General features: G+C 50.8%; 19 protein-coding genes and 1 pseudogene. 11 read left to right on the top strand and 9 right to left on the bottom strand.

The window, feature by feature from the left end; all coding sequences use genetic code 11:
• Window positions 1-79: 79 nt before the first annotated feature.
• Window positions 80-535 carry a helix-turn-helix domain-containing protein gene (locus tag K7X24_RS06430; RefSeq protein WP_224553762.1) on the bottom strand — a complete coding sequence of 152 codons (456 nt, stop codon included), beginning with the start codon at window positions 533-535 and terminating at the stop codon, window positions 80-82.
• Between the two features lie 66 nt (window positions 536-601).
• Between K7X24_RS06430 and K7X24_RS06425 the strand changes: the two genes are divergently transcribed.
• The 3 genes from K7X24_RS06425 (at window position 602) to K7X24_RS06415 (ending at window position 3,850) form a co-directional block, all read left to right on the top strand.
• Entirely contained in the window at window positions 602-1,837 is a 1,236-nt protein-coding gene (locus K7X24_RS06425) for an MFS transporter (RefSeq protein WP_224553760.1), read from the top strand.
• Window positions 1,838-2,004: 167 nt separating this feature from the next.
• Complete coding sequence (locus K7X24_RS06420) at window positions 2,005-3,204, top strand: multidrug effflux MFS transporter (protein ID WP_224553759.1); 1,200 nt, start codon at window positions 2,005-2,007, stop codon at window positions 3,202-3,204.
• A 52-nt stretch (window positions 3,205-3,256) separates the two neighbouring features.
• Entirely contained in the window at window positions 3,257-3,850 is a 594-nt protein-coding gene (locus K7X24_RS06415) for a flavodoxin (RefSeq protein ID WP_116362869.1), read from the top strand.
• A gap of 67 nt (window positions 3,851-3,917) precedes the next feature.
• Here the strand turns inward: K7X24_RS06415 and K7X24_RS06410 are convergent, their stop codons facing one another.
• Window positions 3,918-4,553: an NAD(P)-dependent oxidoreductase gene (locus tag K7X24_RS06410; RefSeq protein ID WP_107333072.1), complete on the bottom strand. Its 636-nt coding sequence runs from the start codon at window positions 4,551-4,553 to the stop codon at window positions 3,918-3,920.
• A 119-nt stretch (window positions 4,554-4,672) separates the two neighbouring features.
• Window positions 4,673-5,098 (bottom strand): DoxX family protein, encoded by a 426-nt coding sequence (locus K7X24_RS06405; RefSeq protein ID WP_039540880.1) that lies wholly within the window; start codon window positions 5,096-5,098, stop codon window positions 4,673-4,675.
• A gap of 89 nt (window positions 5,099-5,187) precedes the next feature.
• Between K7X24_RS06405 and K7X24_RS06400 the strand changes: the two genes are divergently transcribed.
• Window positions 5,188-5,580 (top strand): winged helix-turn-helix transcriptional regulator, encoded by a 393-nt coding sequence (locus K7X24_RS06400; RefSeq protein ID WP_125232553.1) that lies wholly within the window; start codon window positions 5,188-5,190, stop codon window positions 5,578-5,580.
• A 15-nt stretch (window positions 5,581-5,595) separates the two neighbouring features.
• Here K7X24_RS06400 and K7X24_RS06395 read toward each other — a convergent pair whose 3' ends face one another.
• Entirely contained in the window at window positions 5,596-5,934 is a 339-nt protein-coding gene (locus K7X24_RS06395) for an ArsR/SmtB family transcription factor (RefSeq protein WP_103862011.1), read from the bottom strand.
• 52 nt (window positions 5,935-5,986) lie between these two features.
• Here K7X24_RS06395 and K7X24_RS06390 point away from each other — a divergent pair, with 52 nt between their 5' ends.
• The gene (locus tag K7X24_RS06390; protein ID WP_109226037.1) at window positions 5,987-6,991 is read left to right on the top strand and encodes a threonine/serine dehydratase; all 1,005 of its coding nucleotides are present in this window, start codon (window positions 5,987-5,989) and stop codon (window positions 6,989-6,991) included.
• A gap of 134 nt (window positions 6,992-7,125) precedes the next feature.
• On the opposite strand, the gene K7X24_RS06385 is transcribed toward K7X24_RS06390, so the two are convergent.
• On the bottom strand, window positions 7,126-7,566 hold the full coding sequence (locus tag K7X24_RS06385) for a winged helix-turn-helix transcriptional regulator (RefSeq protein WP_224553757.1): 441 nt from the start codon (window positions 7,564-7,566) through the stop codon (window positions 7,126-7,128).
• A gap of 102 nt (window positions 7,567-7,668) precedes the next feature.
• Here K7X24_RS06385 and K7X24_RS06380 point away from each other — a divergent pair, with 102 nt between their 5' ends.
• Both K7X24_RS06380 and yghU read left to right on the top strand, forming a co-directional pair.
• Entirely contained in the window at window positions 7,669-8,280 is a 612-nt protein-coding gene (locus K7X24_RS06380) for an NAD(P)-dependent oxidoreductase (RefSeq protein ID WP_224553755.1), read from the top strand.
• A 160-nt stretch (window positions 8,281-8,440) separates the two neighbouring features.
• Window positions 8,441-9,280, top strand: a complete 840-nt coding sequence (gene yghU / locus K7X24_RS06375) for a glutathione-dependent disulfide-bond oxidoreductase (protein ID WP_103862016.1) — start codon at window positions 8,441-8,443, stop codon at window positions 9,278-9,280.
• Between the two features lie 108 nt (window positions 9,281-9,388).
• Here the strand turns inward: yghU and K7X24_RS06370 are convergent, their stop codons facing one another.
• The 3 genes from K7X24_RS06370 to K7X24_RS06365 all read right to left on the bottom strand — a co-directional run bounded on the left by K7X24_RS06370 (window position 9,389) and on the right by K7X24_RS06365 (window position 11,734).
• Complete coding sequence (locus K7X24_RS06370; protein WP_224553752.1) at window positions 9,389-10,360, bottom strand: chemotaxis protein; 972 nt, start codon at window positions 10,358-10,360, stop codon at window positions 9,389-9,391.
• A gap of 601 nt (window positions 10,361-10,961) precedes the next feature.
• Window positions 10,962-11,174: a hypothetical protein gene (locus K7X24_RS22145; RefSeq protein ID WP_411961338.1), complete on the bottom strand. Its 213-nt coding sequence runs from the start codon at window positions 11,172-11,174 to the stop codon at window positions 10,962-10,964.
• A gap of 257 nt (window positions 11,175-11,431) precedes the next feature.
• The gene (locus K7X24_RS06365) at window positions 11,432-11,734 is read right to left on the bottom strand and encodes a hypothetical protein (RefSeq protein ID WP_224553750.1); all 303 of its coding nucleotides are present in this window, start codon (window positions 11,732-11,734) and stop codon (window positions 11,432-11,434) included.
• A gap of 414 nt (window positions 11,735-12,148) precedes the next feature.
• Between K7X24_RS06365 and K7X24_RS06360 the strand changes: the two are divergent.
• From K7X24_RS06360 to K7X24_RS06345, 4 genes and pseudogenes are all read left to right on the top strand, one after another.
• Window positions 12,149-12,992: pseudogene (locus K7X24_RS06360) on the top strand (IS5 family transposase).
• A gap of 352 nt (window positions 12,993-13,344) precedes the next feature.
• A complete protein-coding gene (locus K7X24_RS06355) occupies window positions 13,345-14,082 on the top strand; it encodes a helix-turn-helix transcriptional regulator (protein WP_224553748.1) in 738 nt (245 codons plus the stop codon).
• A 73-nt stretch (window positions 14,083-14,155) separates the two neighbouring features.
• Window positions 14,156-14,914, top strand: coding sequence for a CDP-diacylglycerol diphosphatase (locus K7X24_RS06350; RefSeq protein WP_224553746.1), 759 nt, complete (start codon window positions 14,156-14,158; stop codon window positions 14,912-14,914).
• 261 nt (window positions 14,915-15,175) lie between these two features.
• Window positions 15,176-16,114, top strand: coding sequence for a LysR family transcriptional regulator (locus tag K7X24_RS06345; RefSeq protein ID WP_039473546.1), 939 nt, complete (start codon window positions 15,176-15,178; stop codon window positions 16,112-16,114).
• Between the two features lie 12 nt (window positions 16,115-16,126).
• Here the strand turns inward: K7X24_RS06345 and K7X24_RS06340 are convergent, their stop codons facing one another.
• The gene (locus tag K7X24_RS06340; protein WP_224553744.1) at window positions 16,127-17,263 is read right to left on the bottom strand and encodes an ABC transporter substrate-binding protein; all 1,137 of its coding nucleotides are present in this window, start codon (window positions 17,261-17,263) and stop codon (window positions 16,127-16,129) included.
• Between the last annotated feature and the right edge of the window lie 66 nt (window positions 17,264-17,329).

Raw genomic sequence — 17,329 nt, 5'->3', positions numbered from 1 at the left:
AAATAAGAAACCGGTTGCATATCCGGTGTGTGCGGGTCCGCCAGCATAGGTACATTCGCCACGGCCAGCGGATTGCGCTTTATTTTTTCGTCTTCTTAGGCGCCTTTCGCGTGGCTGGTTTACGCGTTTTATCCTGCATCTGGCCTCTTCGGTGCGTGATTTCAACGAGCTTCCTGAACGTCGGACATTCCATATGCGATGGCGCAGAACAGTCGGCGACGTGCCGCAGCGTGTCACGCAATACCTTCAACTCCTGAATTTGCCGATCGATGTCGTCGGCTTTCTGATGCAGCGCGGCGCGGGGCAAGTCCGGCATCCCATCCTTGTTAAACATGCCGGCGATTTCTTGCAGTGAGAACCCCGCCGATTTCCCCATCGTAATCAGCCTGAGTTGCAGCAGCACGTCAGCAGGAAACTGCCGCCGGAGCCCATTCCGAGACACCGACGCAATCAGCCCAATCTCCTCGTAATAACGCAGCGCCGAAGGCTTGATTCCACTCTTCTCCGCGATTTCGCCTATATCCAGAAATTTCATGCTTGACCTCAAGTCGACTTTAATTCGTAGCATGCTCTGGAACCCACATTCTGACAAGGATAAAAAATGACAATTAACCAACCGGACGAACCAGATCAGGCCAAACCGGGGATCACCCTCACACTGGCGCTCGCAATACTGTCAGCCTCGCTGGGGACAAGCATTGCCAATATTGCCCTTCCGACGCTGACAGCGGTATTTTCAGCGCCCTTCGCGCAGGTGCAGGCCGTGGTGATCGCCTATCTTGCAGCCATGGCACTTTCAGTTGTGATCGCGGGTCGCCTTGGCGATCTCTATGGGCTGAAGCCCGTGTTCATCACTGGTCTTGGGCTCTTCGCCATCGCTTCGCTACTATGCGCCATTGCCCCCCAACTGTGGCAACTTATCGCGGCAAGAGCATTTCAGGGGATCGGTGCTGCCTTCCTGATGACGCTCGGCATGGCACTGCTGAGGCAGACGGCTGGGGAAAAGCATGTCGGGCGAGCAATGGGGATAGTAGGAACGGTGTCCGCACTGGGTACTGCGCTTGGCCCTTCTGTCGGAGGGTTTCTTCTTGCGATAGCAGGATGGCGTAGCCTGTTCTGGATACAGATCCCGCTGGTCACGATCGTTCTGTTCATGGCCTTTACTCTACTGCCAGCCACACCGGTAAAGGAAAAAGCGTCGCTCTCAGGGGGATTGTCGTTATGGAACACTACGCTGTTGCTGAATCTCACGATCAATGCGGCCGTCACCGCCGTTATTATGACGACGTTAATCGTTGGCCCCTACTACCTTGGCCTGGGTCTTGGACTGAAGGAAACGCTGGTGGGACTGGTGATGGCCATTGGCCCTGCCGTTGCGACCTTTAGCGGGATTCCATCAGGGCGATTGGTTGATACCTGGGGGTTTCGACGGGCTCTCACCGCCGGGCTCTCTCTCGTGGTTACCGGCACCTTTATGCTGGCGATCCTGCCCAATCTGCTCGGCGTCACGGGATACATTCTTGCCATTATTGTCCTGACGCCGGGCTACCAGCTCTTTCAGGCGGCCAACAACACCGCCACCCTTGCCGAGGTTCCCGGAAACCAGCGCGGTACCGTTTCTGGCCTGCTCAACCTGTCGCGCAATATTGGGTTGATCGCCGGTGCCTCGATCATGGGGCAGGTTTTCGCTTTAGGGGTCGGCACGGAAGATTTTACCCATGCTGCACCCGCTGCCCTCGCGAATGGCATGCAGTTCACCTTTTTTCTGGCTGGCGGTATGGTGCTTGTCGCCATCGCATTTACCCGACTACCAAAGTGGAAACAGGCCACCCGATAACAGATCAGACATGCACCTTTTGAATTCGGGGCGACAGCGCCCCTTTCCCGCTATAAATCACCAATGATTTATGAGCGTCATTCATAACGTCTATCCAGTCGCGCACGATTATCACGGGGCGTAATCCCAGTAGATAATCCAAAGAATATAAAACCAAACGGACAGATATGACTCAAATTCAGACGCGCTCAGAAAAAACGTCAGGGCTATTTTTTATTGCCATTCTCAGTGCACTGATGGCGTTTACCTCTTTATCGACAGACATTTATTTACCAGCTATGCCCATCATGGCGGAGGATTTACAGGGGAATGCAGAGCTAACCATCACCGGCTTTTTAATCGGCTTTTGCATCGTGCAGCTGATTTGGGGCCCGTTAAGCGATCATCTGGGCCGCCGAATACCGCTGTTTATTGGTATGGTCCTATTTATCATCGGTTCCGTCGGCTGCGCCCTGTCTACGGACATGCCGCAGATCGTTTTTTGGCGTGTCTTTCAGGCGCTGGGGGCATGTACAGGCCCGATGCTGGCTCGTGCGATGATTCGCGACCTCTTTAGCCGTACTCGCGCAGCGCAAATGCTCTCAACACTCATGATCGTGATGGCGATTGCGCCGATTGCCGGGCCGCTACTCGGCGGGCAATTGATCAAAGTGACATCATGGCACGCCATTTTTTGGCTGCTGGCGGTGATTGGCATCGCTATGCTGATTTCATTACGCTGGCTGCCTGAAACGCTTCCAGCAGACAGGCGAGTGAAAGCGTCGTTGCCCAGCGCCTTTCGCAACTATTATGCCCTGCTGACGAACGCGAACTTCATGCGTTTCACCTTATGCCTGACGTTCTATTATGTTGCCGCCTACGCCTTTATTACCGGTTCGGCCTTTGTCTACATCACCTACTTCGGTATCGATCCACAGCATTACGGCTGGCTATTTGCGCTGAATATCGTCGGCGTGATGGGCATGAGCGTGGTAAACCGTCGTCTGGTTCAGCGCTATCCGCTTGAGAAGTTGCTTAAATTTGCCGTGCTGATCGCAGCCGCCGCATCGTTCATTCTGGCTATTGGCACGAAACTGCATATCGGTGGAATAATTCTGATTGTGGTCTCGGTGTTCGTGTTCTTTTCGATGAACGGCATCATCGCCGCAACGTCAACAGCCGCCGCACTTGATGCGGTGCCAAACATGGCCGGTTCAGCGTCAGCATTAATAGGGTCGCTACAGTACGGCAGCGGCATTATCTCCTCCTTGCTGCTTGCGCTACTGAGCGATGGGACGCCGTGGACCATGGCGTGGATCATCGCCTTGTTTACCGCAGCCAGCGCGGTAATCGCACTCATCACACCAGTCACAAAAACAGCCAGTTAGCGAGTAACACATCAAACTTGTCCATCATCGGAACGATAAGGAACCTAAGGCCATGACTGACGAACATGATTCCACTCGAAGGATGCTGATTACCGCATTGGCAGGATTAACGCTGGCGAACGTCGCTCTGCCGTCCACCGCTGCCGACGCCAGAAATAAGCCCATCAATAGCCGAATTTTGGTCGCGTACTTTTCCAGAAGCGGTAATACGCGGGTCATCGCAGGCGTAATTCATCGCAGCCTGAAAGCCGATCTTTTTGAAATTGAGCCTGCGAATCCCTACCCAGAGGATTATTTTCAGACCGTGGCGCAGGCAAAAGACGAACGTGACCGCGAAATAAGACCACCATTAAAAAATAACGTCGCCAATATCGAACGCTATCAGACGATTTATTTAGGTTTCCCCATTTGGGGGACGACCGTTCCTCCTATCGTGCAAACCTTTCTTCGTTCACATAACCTGACAGGAAAAATACTCATTCCTTTCATTACCCACGGGGGATACGGCCTCGGCAACAGCGAGGATATTCTTGCCGCCCTGACGCCAGGGAACCGATGGCGAAAGCCACTCGTCATTGAATCCGATCAGGAAAGAAAAACGACCGAAACGGTCACTCACTGGTTAGATACGATCCAAACCGACTGATTTGGACGAATAATGAATCAGAAGCAATGCGACTACATTCATGCTGGAGCAATAATCTAGACGTATTTCATCCGGTGCTAATTCCCGGTGCCATGTTTATAAATTGTCCATCCAATAGCTGATCGAACATGAACGTCGCTACTTCTTCCCGGGATAACATCATGGTGTGTTTGGTCTTACCATAAAGCCCCACGTTGAGGTAACTCGACGCAGGATTATTATTAAGAAAGGCGACGCGGACCAACGTCCAATCTAATTCCGAGGCGCGGATTGTTTTTGCGAGAGCAATAATGTCCTGATAAGCGCTCGCCATCATTATTTTGATCAACCATGCAGGCAACCGAATTCTCCAGTCCGAACCGTCGTCTGGGTCAGCCGCCGTTCCGGTCGATATAGCAATCAGGCGGGTGACATTTTCCTGTTTCATCACCGTAATAATGGATTGCATCGCTCGGGTAATCGGTAACGCTTTAGGGTGCTTGAATGCGGTTGGGCCAAGCGCGGACAACACAGCATCTGCACCCTGAATCGCATTTTTCAGCGCTTCTTTGTCAGTGAATTCACCGCGAATAACACGGACGTTTGGATCGTCAAATAAAGAACCTGTGCGCGCAAACACCGTCAGTTCAATTCCACGTTTAAGGCCTTCGGCGATTAAATAACGCCCTGTTTTCCCCGTCGCGCCGAACAATGTCACTTTCATGTTGCACCTTTATGTATTTATCAAAATGAATAACCAAGATGTGAAATGTCAAAAAACAAGGCTGCCATCGGCAGGTAAGCGAGTCAGTAATAACCGACGGCTTACCAGACTCAGGCGCTTCAGTGCGCGCTCCCCTGTCCGCTGAACGTCAGGTGTTGCCCCGCGATAACGCCGCCATAGGGTGAAGAAGTATCGTGCGCAGTATTTTGGGTGGTAAATGAAACGAGCAAAAAGACCAGCCCCAGTCCTGCGGGTAATGCGCCGCTAGGTTTGCGCACGCCAATATGCGCAATAGCCGAAAGAAGCAGATGAAAGAACATGCCCGCATAGGCCAGATCGCTGAGCGGCACGCTAATGCGGGAGAGGATGGTAGCGACAGCGAGGAGCTTCACTGCGGTGAGGATCGGCACAAGATAACCGGGATAACCAAAATTAATTATGGTCTGGCGAACCCACTCCCTTTTGGTGATATATATCGTCGCTGAGGCGATATACAGCAGTGACAACAGTGCGGTACTGATCCAGTAAATATAGTGTGCTTGCATGACATTTCCTCAAAGGTGTTTTCCAACGTTGGTGCAGAATGTCTGCTAACATGAATTACCGCAAGTAGGATGAAATAGTGATGGTTAGTATGGAAAATAAGACTAATGGCGATCCTGAGATCAACATGCACGAGGAAATGCGCCGTGCATTTGGGCTGCTGGCAGGCAAGTGGAAACTAGAAATTATGTGGCTGCTCAATCAACGGATTTATCGCTTCGGAGAGCTCCGAAAAGCGATACCCGGCATTACGCAACACATGCTGACGGCCCAACTGCGCGAGCTGGAAACGGATGGTCTGGTATCTCGCACCGTTTTCGCGGAAGTGCCTCCACGTGTCGAGTATGAAATTACGGATAAGGCTCGCGGGCTTGGGCCGACAATGCAGGCGTTAACCGCATGGTGGATAGAATACGGCCAAACGGTGCCCGTCAAACCTGCTGCGCGGGGACGCACAGCCAGGCCAAAATCGCAGGGAAAGTAATAATTTTAGCGCCCTTTACTGCTGACGAGAGGCGAGCTTTGCAAGCTCAGATAATGCGGTGGTTGCCTCGTCTAAGCGCTCAGGGACGAGTTTGTAGAACACCCAGTTTTTGATGCGTTTCGATGTGACAATTCCGGCTTTCGATAGATATTGAAGATGGCCAGTGACAGTCGGCTGGCTCAGGCCGATCTTCTCAGTGATAAACCCTACACACACCCCGTCCTTAACCAGATCGCCATCCTGCTGTTCTGGGAAATGTGCCCGAGGATCGGCCAACCACTCCAGAATGATGAGCCGCTGTTCATTGCCGAGCGCCCGTAATAGATCGGCCGTTGTCGTTGCCTGCTTGTTCATATAGCCAAATACCTATATAGTCATTTCCATATACAGCTGATAGAGAAATACTATGACAGACCAATATCAAAGGGCAACCGACTCTGTAACGTTGAAGGACATTTACGCTGCGTCTCAGCAGATCAAAGCAACAATAAGCAGAACACCGCTAGACCACTCGCAGGAATTATCCGCTCTTGTTGGTGCAGAAATTCGACTCAAAATGGAAAACCTCCAGCAGACCGGTAGCTTCAAACTACGGGGGGCGGCAAACGTTCTTGCCAATCTGGATGCAGAACAGCGCCGCGTTGGCGTCATCGCCCCAACGGCAGGAAACCACGGGTTAGGGCTCGCCTATGCTGGGCAGGTCGCGGGCATCCCCGTAACCATCTTTTTGCCACGCGCGGCAGATCCCATGAAAGTCGCAGCCATGAAAGGCTGTGGTGCGCGTATTACGTTCTTTGATGACATCGAAGACGCGCGACAGGCGGCAATAGTGGCTGCACAACAGTCTGGTGCCACCTTCGTTTCGGCCTACGATAACCCACATATGATTGCAGGCGGTGGCACCGTCGGTCTTGAGATTATGGAAGACTGGATGGATGCGGAGATCATCCTGGTGAATATCGGCGGCGGCGGGCTGGTCTCAGGGATTGCGACAGCGGCCAAAGCAATCAACCCCGCTATCGAAGTGTGGGGCATACAAAGTGAAGCGAGTCCGACGTTCGCTCGCTGGAAAGAAGCCGGTGAAACACTTCCCGTCGATCTGGCTCCCTCCATCGCCGAGGGCGTCAGTGGCTACATAGAGCCCAGTGCAATGACCTGGCCGCTGGTTCGTGACCGTGTCGATCGCGTACTCACGGTATCAGAAGACGAAATCAAAGCCGCGATGCGATCAATGCTCGATCTGCATCGCCATGTTGTCGAACCTTCTGGGGTGCCTGCCGTCGCGGGAGCCATTCGCTACGCGAAAGAGATTCGCGGGCGCAAAACCGTCTGCGTGGTCACCGGCAGGAACATTTCGGGGTCACGCTACCTCACGTTGCTTAATGAGTCGACAGCCGACGTAAACCGGTAGAACAAGCGCCTCTTTGCTGGGTAACCTGCGGAGGCGTTACAGCATAAATTCGTAATGCGAGCCGTCCGGTAGTTCAACATCCCGGTTCTTGCATTAGATTGGAGAGAGCCATTGATTAAGCGTCAAATGGCCGTTCAAGCATTGTTTTGTCTGGCCTGACGGCGAGAGCGGCAAATTTCGGCATGGTTCTTATCAGCCCACTGAATCAACAACTGCATGGGTTGCAAAAAGGAGTGCCCTAATGGCGTCAGCGTGTATTCCACGCGCGGGGGAACTTCCGCATAGATCGTCCGATGTATGAACCCATCAGCTTCGAGTCGTTTTAGCGTGCGTGACAGCATCTGACGCGAAATATCGTCGATATGGCGATTTAATTCATTAAAACGCAGCGTCTGTTGCGCCAGCGCTTCTAGTATTAACAAACTCCACCGATCGCCGATGCGATCCAGCACATCACGGATCGGGCACGGATGATCAAACGCGGAATCGTTGGGGTTTTCCGCTGGCGATGTTTTTTGGCTAACCGCGTCATTGGTGAGGGTGTCATTAGTCATTGTTGTGTGACCTGGTTGCATACCGGTGACTTCTTGTGGAGAGAAAGTCGGGAATGTACCATCCAGATTCTCTATAGTCTATTTTTGTTACTTAGTCCCAAAACAAGAGAATAAGGAGTCTACATGTCACATATCGCTCTCATTGGCGCCTCAGGCGATGCCGGTTCACGCATTCTTAAAGAACTATCGGACCGCGGGCATACGGTCACCGCCATCGCACGCGCGCCAGAAAAAATTGCTTCACTGCCGAACGTTACCGCTAAGCAGGGTGACGCACTGGACAAAGAGGCTCTCGTCGCATTATTCAAAGGACATGACGTCGTGGTCAGCGCCGTTAAATTTGGTTCGTCCGATCCGGCTACCCTGATTGCAGCCGTTAAAGCCGCAGGCGTGAAACGCTATCTGGTCGTCGGCGGCGCGGGAAGCCTTGAAATTGCGCCCGGCCAGCGCCTGATCGATCAGCCAAATTTCCCTGATGCTTATCGTCCTGAGGCCTCTCGCGGCGCAGCCTTTCTCGACTTGTTAAAACAGGAAAACGATCTTGACTGGTCGTTCCTCTCACCGTCCGCCGAATTTGTTCCGGGTCAACGCACAGGCACCTTCCGCCTCGGCAAAGACACGCTGCTGAGTAACGATAAAGGCAGCAGCATCTCCTTCGAAGACTATGCCGTTGCGCTGGTTGATGAAATTGAAAACCCGGCACACACTCGTCAGCGCTTTACCGTCGGCTATTAAGCCTTGACGGCGATCCGCACATTTCTTCCCTCAGCAATGTGCGGATCTCGCGTTATACCCTAAATAAGTAGAGATAGAACAGAACGGTATCAGCGAGCCGCGTGAGTTTGTTATGGTGTTGACTTAACTCGCTCTCTTTTCATGCCTAAGGAGATTTTGAATGGCTACGTCCCCAACCTATGTGCCGCCAAAAGTCTGGCAGCCCGCCGCTTCCGGCGGTGCTTTCGCCAATATTAACCGCCCAATAGCTGGCCCAACGCACGAAAAAGCGCTGCCCGTTGGCAAGCATCCACTTCAGCTTTACTCGCTGGCAACGCCAAATGGCGTGAAAGTGACAATCATGCTGGAAGAGCTGCTGGCGCTAGGCCATTCGGGAGCAGAGTACGATGCCTGGCTGATTAAGATAGGTGATGGAGATCAGTTCTCCAGCGGGTTTGTCGACGTCAACCCGAACTCCAAGATCCCCGCCTTGCTTGACCAAAGCGGCGAAAAACCGGTTCGCGTGTTCGAGTCCGGTTCCATTCTGGTGTATCTGGCCGAGAAATTTGGCGCGCTGCTGCCGAATGACCTCGCCACGCGCACCGAAACCTTGAACTGGCTCTTCTGGCAGATGGGCTCCGCCCCTTACGTTGGCGGTGGGTTCGGGCACTTCTACGCCTACGCACCGGAAAAATTTGAATACCCGATCAACCGTTTCACGATGGAAACCAAGCGCCAGTTGGATGTGCTCAACCGTCGACTGGCAGAGAGCCGTTATCTGGCGGGTGACAGCTACACGATTGCCGATATCGCCGTCTGGCCGTGGTACGGCGGGCTGGTACAAAACGCGCTTTACTCCGCCGGAGAGTTCCTGTCCGTACACGACTATACGCATGTGATTCGTTGGGCTGACGAGATTGCCGCTCGTCCGGCAGTGATTCGTGGTCGCAAGGTCAACCGGACCTGGGGCGAAGAATCTGAGCAGGTTGCCGAGCGCCATCAGGCATCTGATTTGGATTAATCTTCTGCCGCCTGCCGATAACTATCAGCAGCTAAAAAAATCGGCCTCTGCCCTCTCCAGTAAAGGAGGAAGCAAAGGCCGAATGTGGTAATACACACGCTTGACTAATTAGCGGCGTACTTTCACTTTATTCAGTACGGTCTGAATCGCCGTCGACAGCTCATTGATCTCGAATTTCGCGACATAAGCATCTGCGCCAACATTGCGTACGTGATCTTCGTTCGCACTACCAGACAGTGAAGAGTGAATCACCACAGGGATATTCTTCAGAAACTCTTCACGCTTGATGTTTCTTGTCAGCGTAAAGCCGTCCATTTCCGGCATTTCCAAATCGGTCAGGACCAGCGAGATCTTATCCGAGATAGGTCGGCCTTCTGACTGCGCTTCCTGTGCAATTTGTCGAATTTTGTTCCAGGCATCCTGTCCGGTGATGTGCATGCTAAACGGAATGCCCATCTGAGTTAGCCCCTGCTCAAGCAGCGAGCGAGCAACTTTGGAATCTTCCGCCACAATCGCAATCGCACCTGGCGTATAGGGGTAAGTTTTCTCTTCTGCGTTCTTGAGCTTGGTTTCGCGATCGCCAGGAATGATGTCAAACAGAATCTGTTCAACATCCAGCACCAGCGCCAGACGGTTGCTGTCTTTGTCGTTATCAAGACGCGCAATACTTGTGATGTAAGAGCTACTCACGCCTGCTTCAGCAGTCAGAACCTGACTCCATTCCAGACGAACGATATCATCTACCGATTCCACTGCGAATGCCTGCGTACTACGTGCATATTCAGTGATAAGGAGAATGTTCAGACCGGTTTCCGATGCACTGCCGACTACGGCAGGAAGATCGATAACGGGAATGATTTGCCCACGAATGTTGACCATACCCAGCATCGGCGATTTCATGCCGGCCGCTTTAGTCAGTGTAGGCATCGGCACAATTTCACGCAGTTTAAACACGTTGATGCCAAACAGCTCCGATTTGCCACCTTCAGGTGATTTGCCCAGCTGGAATAATAAGAGTTCAAATTTATTAGCAGAGGTGAGGTTTGTTCTCTCATCAATTTCTTTTTGAAAATTATCCATGCTTTCCTCAGTGCGAGTCATTGTCATTATAGGTATACCGTAACCAGGCAACATTCGAGATGTGAGCAAACAGGAACCAACATCCGACCGCTCCACTGTACGTGATAGTCGTGTTTTTCAATCTTATCCAGTGTCAAAATTAAAATATCTGTGAAGTGTGTCAACTTAACTCATCCAACGATGGCATCATCGGACCAGTAGATGGATATCAGCCCTCTTCAGTATGACAGTCGGCTCGCATCCCTTAGGTACAGATAACATTCCCTGAATCATTAATATCGGCAGAATTTACCAACACCTTATCTCAAATAGTGACAGAAATGTTGCCGGAGAAGAAAACCTCACGTAACGATTGACACCACCGTCAGAAAACACGCCGTGCAGTTTAACTATGAGCGCAGTACGTGAGGATTATTCGCTAAGTTCACCCTGAAGGCGTTCAAACGCAATGGCGTTTGTGCTATTGCTGTCCCACTCACAATATACTAGCGGCGAAGGCGCGATAATGGTGAAGAATGGACCCACGCTGCGCATTCACGATCCATATAGAGAAGAAAAAATGGCCGCGATCGTAGAAGCGCTAAGTGGGTGTGGTGATATTCTAAAGTCGATGAATGGTATCAATAACCTTCCAACAGCTACCATCGGACATATACATCAGGTGCAGGCCCTTGTTTATCTTCCTAACACTACCATTTACATGAATTGATGAACTGGAACTAGTTTGATGACCCACAAATATTGACTTCCATTTAAGCCTGTCAGGCTGCGGAAAATAGATATTTGGCGCCCAACTACCATCCTGAGAACGAATAGCGACTAAATCGACTTTTTCTCATGCGTCCGAAATGGTCACCGCAGCCAAATCGCTGGCATTGACAATCGATACTTCTGGTGCATTGGGAGAGGCTATCGCCCCAAGATTGTTTACGGTATTGATAAAGGCATTATCATTACACGAAGTTTGTACCACGTAAGGAGCATTACAGTTTCCGTCAGTATAGGTACTCTGTTTTGTCTTCGTTTTGTCATCGCCTAGTGGGGTCAGAAAGACAGAGCGTTGAGCCCACATCACATAACAGGAAGAAAGTTGTCCATTCCCTTGTAAAAATTCTTAAAACCCAAAGACGCAGATAGCTTACAGAATGTATCTGAAACTTCAATAACGCCGACAGTCGTGACAGACCCATCCGTTAGGTCTGTCACGACGCCTGTAACCAGATTTCCATTTTTGGAAACATCTAATTTGTACTGATGCCCAATTTTCCACGGCACAACAATTTGGCATTGCACCCCAGAACTTTCTGGGGTTAAAGTAAGAACACTCACCGCTCTTCCATTCTTTTGTATTCCAGATAGAGTAATTAAAGGCATAAACTCTACCCTCCTATTTTGTAAACCAATATACCCACCATCTCCTTGTTTAAAATAAAATTGGTTTGCCCAATAGTAATGGGAGTCTGTTCCACCAGCGTTACTTATCTGCTGAAAAAAGATAATTTATTAAATTCTTGGTTATCAGGCCATGAATGTTGGACCGAAAAAATCCCTATTAATTTTATTTACCTCCACTGACAAAGCGCTGGCAATACTCACTAGAAATTTTTTGTTCAGGATTACTGCTGGTAGTCAAATCTACGAAAGTGTATGACGAAGGATTATCACGATTGAAGCTCCATATACCAATGAAGCCAAGTGATTGCTCTTTAGCGAAAGTTGCTAGGCTGTGTCCCGTAACTATTTTTTGTACAATACGAAGCATAGTTTAACCACAAAAAATCCTTCAATTTGGCTCGTTACGATTTCCCTGATGATGCATGGTTGCTGATTGCCCTCATGCTGCCACCTGAGAGCGGTTCTGCTAAAGGAGGCCGGCCTTATCTTGCGCACAGGCGTGTCATGAATGGCATATTTTGGGTTCTTTGTTCTGGAGCACCGTGGAGGGATTTACCCGAACGCTATGGTCACTGGAAAACGATTTACAACCGCTTTAACCGGTGGTCAAAAAACTGGAATAATGAACAGCCTTTTCAATAATTTACTTCAAATTTTGGATGAAAAAGCACTGATTGACTGGGATATCATCGCGCTTGATGACAGTAATATTCGAGCCCTGAAAGCCGCTGCGGGAGCCAAAAAAACATCCCGATGAACTCGACGATCATGGGCTGGGTCGCTCTCGTGGCGGCTTTGGCACCAAAATCCATCTGGCGACAGATGGCACCGGATTGCCATTAAGTTTCTGTCTGAGTGGTGGGCAAGTCCACGAAAGTCAGTATGCAAAAATCTGCTCAACCGAGTTGGTGTTATTCGTAAAAGTGGGTGCCTGAAATCGCGTCCAAAAGCGATACTGGCAGATAAGGGATATTCAGGGAAAAATCTTCGTATTTATTTGAAGATTAAGAGAATAAAGTCATTCATCCCTTTCAAACGGAATGAGAAGGCCAGTCAGGATAAACGCAGAAAACTCAATACACGGTTGTACAAAAAACGCAATGTTGTGGAGCGCTGCTTTGCGGGATTAAAAGAAAATCGTCGCATCGCTACACGTTCAGAAAAAACAGCAAGAAATTATCTGAGTATGCTTAAACTGGGGGCGATCTGGTTATTTTTGAAAAGGCTGTTAAGTTAAGAGACACAGCCTAGCAAAGGCCTTTTAGGTCGAGTAACAAAACCAACTCATATGCAATTTGAAGTATGACAGGATAACTGCTTTTAGGGCGTATGGCTTAACACCACACGCCCTAAATTCAGCCGACAGAACAGGAGCAAAATTATGGGTAATTCCCTGGATTGGCAAATCAATTTGTAACAATTTTTTTAAAATTTACTTTCTTAAATTTTTTATAAATTGCCCTGTTCATAAAAAAATTATAAGTGATATCATAGAGTAACAATAGTTAGACTTAGGTATAGGTTAGTACTATACTTTTATGAACTCATCTATATGATGGGTACATTATTGTTTTTATTGAGGTCGTTATATGTCTGTATTTTACTCTGACAATGAAATTATCAACAATACGATAAAAAGCCACCTCAGCCGAAAATTAAAACAGTATGGCGACCTGAAATATGCCTACATGATCATGAACAAAAAAAACCCGTCTCAGGTCGTGATAATCTCTAATTACCCGCAGAAATGGGTGAATACCTATAAAGAAAATAACTATCAGCATATCGATCCGGTTATTTTGACGGCGATAAATAAAGTGTCCCCTTTCTCTTGGGAGGACAACATTGTTATCAACTCTAAGCTGAAATTCTCCAAAATTTTTAATCTGTCAAAAGAGTACGAGATTGTTAATGGTTACACCTTTGTCTTGCATGACAACAATAATAACCTAGCGGCGTTATCGATTATGTTTGAAGAAAACGCGCCAACAGATATGGAAAGTATTGTTGAGGAAAACAAAGACAAACTGCAAATGTTGCTCATTGCCGTTCATGAAAAAATCACCACGCTTTACAAAGAGCTGACGCAAAGCCCGCAGAGTAGAAAACAAGGCGATAAAGAAATTTTTTCCCAGCGTGAAAACGAAATTCTCTACTGGGCAAGCATGGGGAAAACCTATCCGGAAATTGCACTGATTCTGGATATCAAAATCAGCACCGTGAAATTTCATATTGGCAATGTGGTAAAAAAATTGGGTGTGCTGAATGCCAAGCATGCCATAAGGCTGGGTGTGGAATTACAGCTCATCAAACCTGAACCCTTGTAATCGTCATCGTGTCTATTCCATCTTATATACCCGTCATCTTTCAAGCGCCTCGGGCGCCTGCCGGAGACCCGTCATGAAACGTAACACGATCCTGATCTTCACGATTTCTGCCATCATTTTACTCGCAGCAGCCACAACAATATGGTGGAAGGTTGGTCGAGGAAACAGCAATGCGCTGTGGGAGATCGTCAGCGAACAGTGCGTGCCCAACCAACAGCGCAACGGTAAACCCGCCCCCTGTCTGGACGTCAATCTGGCGAATGGCTATGTGCTTTTTGACGACAGAAACGGCCCTTATCACGACCTGCTACTCCCAATCGATAAAATCAGCGGCATCGAGAGTCCAACGCTGTTGCAGCAAGGCACGCCCAATTTCTTCGAACAGGCATGGACGAACCGCAGCCATCTGTCGCGCGAAGTCGGTAAGCCGATCAGAGATGATTATCTCTCGCTGGCGATTAACTCACGCTATGGCCGTACGCAAAACCAGCTGCATATCCACATTGCCTGCCTGCGCCCAGAGATTTATCAAACGTTGAACCAGCAGTTCCCGACGCTCTCTGGCGACTGGAAAACGCTGCCGGTAAAAATTAACGGGCACGTCTATCTGGCAAAAACGCTCGCGGTGAACGAACTGGCGCAAAGCGATCCGTTCAAAACGCTCGATCGCTACGCACAGCAGCAGAATGAATCTATCGGCAAATACGGCCTTGCAATGGTCTCCATGCCGACGGGCGAAAAGGTGCTGCTCGCCAGCAGTTTGGACGTGTTCAATATGAGTCTCGGATCCGTGGAAGAAATTCAGGATTTTTCCTGCGCGCTGGCGAAATAGCCACTGACCGCGCCAGACAGCGGCCTAAAGGTCGATATACCCTAAAGAATTCAAGTTTCAGGAAGGCGGCAATTGAGGGAGTCCCGATGAGCTTACTCAAGTAAGTGATTCGGGTGACCGAGTGAAGCCAACGCACATGCAACTTGAAGTATGACGGGTATAGTAATCAGTTCGCTATAACTTATAACGTTTTGTTCATTGCGTTGCTAGCCGACCTCCGCCTAAAAAGTGGGGAAAATCGATAGGGTAGGTAGCTGCAATATGCATCTGGATTTACGGCAATTACGCAATTTTCTTGCACTGGCCGAACATGGGAGTTTTGTACAGGCCGCTGAGGCCGTCTGCCTGTCACAATCGGCGTTCAGCCGCAGCATTCAGGCGCTGGAGCAAACGATGGGGCATCCGCTTATTGATCGCCAGAGCCGCCGCTTTGCGCTGACGTGGCAGGGCAATACGCTGCTGCCGTTTGCGCGGCGTATGCAGGAGCTGTCCTGGGAACTGATGACCGACATGCGGCAGATCAGCGAGGCACAGGAAGGCGAACTGACGTTTGGCTGCGGCCCGGCACCGTCTACCACGCTGATCCCCAAGGCGGTGGCGCATTTCCACGCCCTTCGTCCGCGAGCCAGAGTCACCTACAGCGTGGATAACTGGCAATCCCTGCGTGAACGGCTGCTAGCCGATGAGTGGCCTTTTATCGTTGCCGATACCTGGCAGGCCGAAATGGAAACCAACCTTCATGTCCAGCCATTAAGCCAGCAGCGCTGCTTTTTTATCTGCCACTCTTCGCACCCGCTGGTGCAGCAGGCAAACGTCACGCCGGACGATCTCCTGCGCTTTCCGCTCGCCTCCCCTTTTATGCCCGTCGGCATGCGCAAGGTGTTGGCCGCCTTAACGCGCCAGCCCGATTATCGGCCACAGATTCAGTGTGACCATATCTATTCTGTTTTCAGCATCCTACGGCATACGCAGGCCATCAGCTTTGCCAGCGAGGATGGCTTTGCGCTGGGTCGATTAAGCCATCAACTGGTAGAAATTCCGCTGACTGGCACGCCACCGGAATGGGCAAATATGCAAACCCGCTTCGGTATTGTCACCTGTTTGCAGAGAACGCTACCACCGCTGGCCGAGCTGATGATCGAAAGCATACTGGCGCAGGACAGGCTGCGCTCACCAGCTCCGGCACTGCCGACCCTGTGAGCGCATTCGTGATTATTTCGCAGGATTACCGCTGGCGTCATAGACTGCCCAGTTCGATTCCAACCCTTTGGCTTTCAGCGCCCGGTCAACAAATTGGCTGGCAAACCAGTCGCTGGCTGAGAACGTGCTGCGAATCAGCCCGGCGGCTTTCGCCCGCTCGATGCTGTCCTGCAAGCTGCTGAGCAGGAACGGATCGAGACGCGGCGAGCTTTGGAAAGGGAGATCCTCCGCTTTCAATTCTTCCTGAAAAATCGTCTGCGGAATCTGACTCTGCTCGGCCATCAGCGCGGTGTATTCTGGCAGGTGCTGCGCATCGCCAATCCACTGCGCATTGTCCACCAGCACATTCACCAGCTGCTGCGTCGTGCCCGGGTAGCGGTCGATAAAGTCCTGCGTCGCCAACACCGCGGCCTGTGTGGTATTCGGCCAGCCCAGCGCCCGACTGGTGGTCACAATATTGATGCCCTGCTTACGCAACGCCAGCAGAGAGACGCCGCCCCACACCGCATCCACGCGTCTGGCCGCCAGTGCGGCCTTGCCTGCCGTCCAGTCCAGATTGATGACTCGCACATCGCGCTCGTTTAGCCCGACGCTTTTAATCGCGCGCTCAAACGACAGCTGATCGGCCGTTCCCTTATAGACCGCAATCCGCTTGCCGCGTAAATCTTCAATGCGTTGAATACCGGATTCCGGCGTCGCCGCCAGATAAGAATTAGAGCCGCGCGACCCCACGAGCACCCGCGTTGGCAGACTACCCGCACGGCCGATAATAGCCGCCAGATCGCCCAGATACACTACATCCAGCTGTTTGTTTGCCAGCGCCTCATTCACCGCTGGTCCCGCCCCTTTAAAGAACGACCAGCGAATGTTGATGCCCTGCGGCTCAAATTCTTTCTCTAACTGTTGGCGAATATGCGCCAGCCCCAGCGGCCCACGAATAAAGGGTTTACTGCCTGCACTCTGATCCGGCAAACCAATACGAATCTCCGTCGGCTTCTGTGCATCCTGCGGGGCGGCGTCGTTTGCCTGAACGGTGGAAACGAGCGCGGCGCCCATCAACAAGGCCGTACTTAATACCTTCATCCCCCTGCGCCAGCGGGAAGATGCCGTTATCGGCGAGGCGGTGATCAACAGGGTGGCGTGCTGCATACGGTTTTTCCTTAATAATTCGTTTCATCTGTCATGAAACTAGCGAACCGTCGGCGTCAGTCTTAA

The sequence above is a fragment of the Pectobacterium versatile genome, assembly GCF_020166435.1.
GTDB lineage: Bacteria > Pseudomonadota > Gammaproteobacteria > Enterobacterales > Enterobacteriaceae > Pectobacterium > Pectobacterium versatile.
This window is presented reverse-complemented; position numbering and strand designations above follow the sequence as displayed.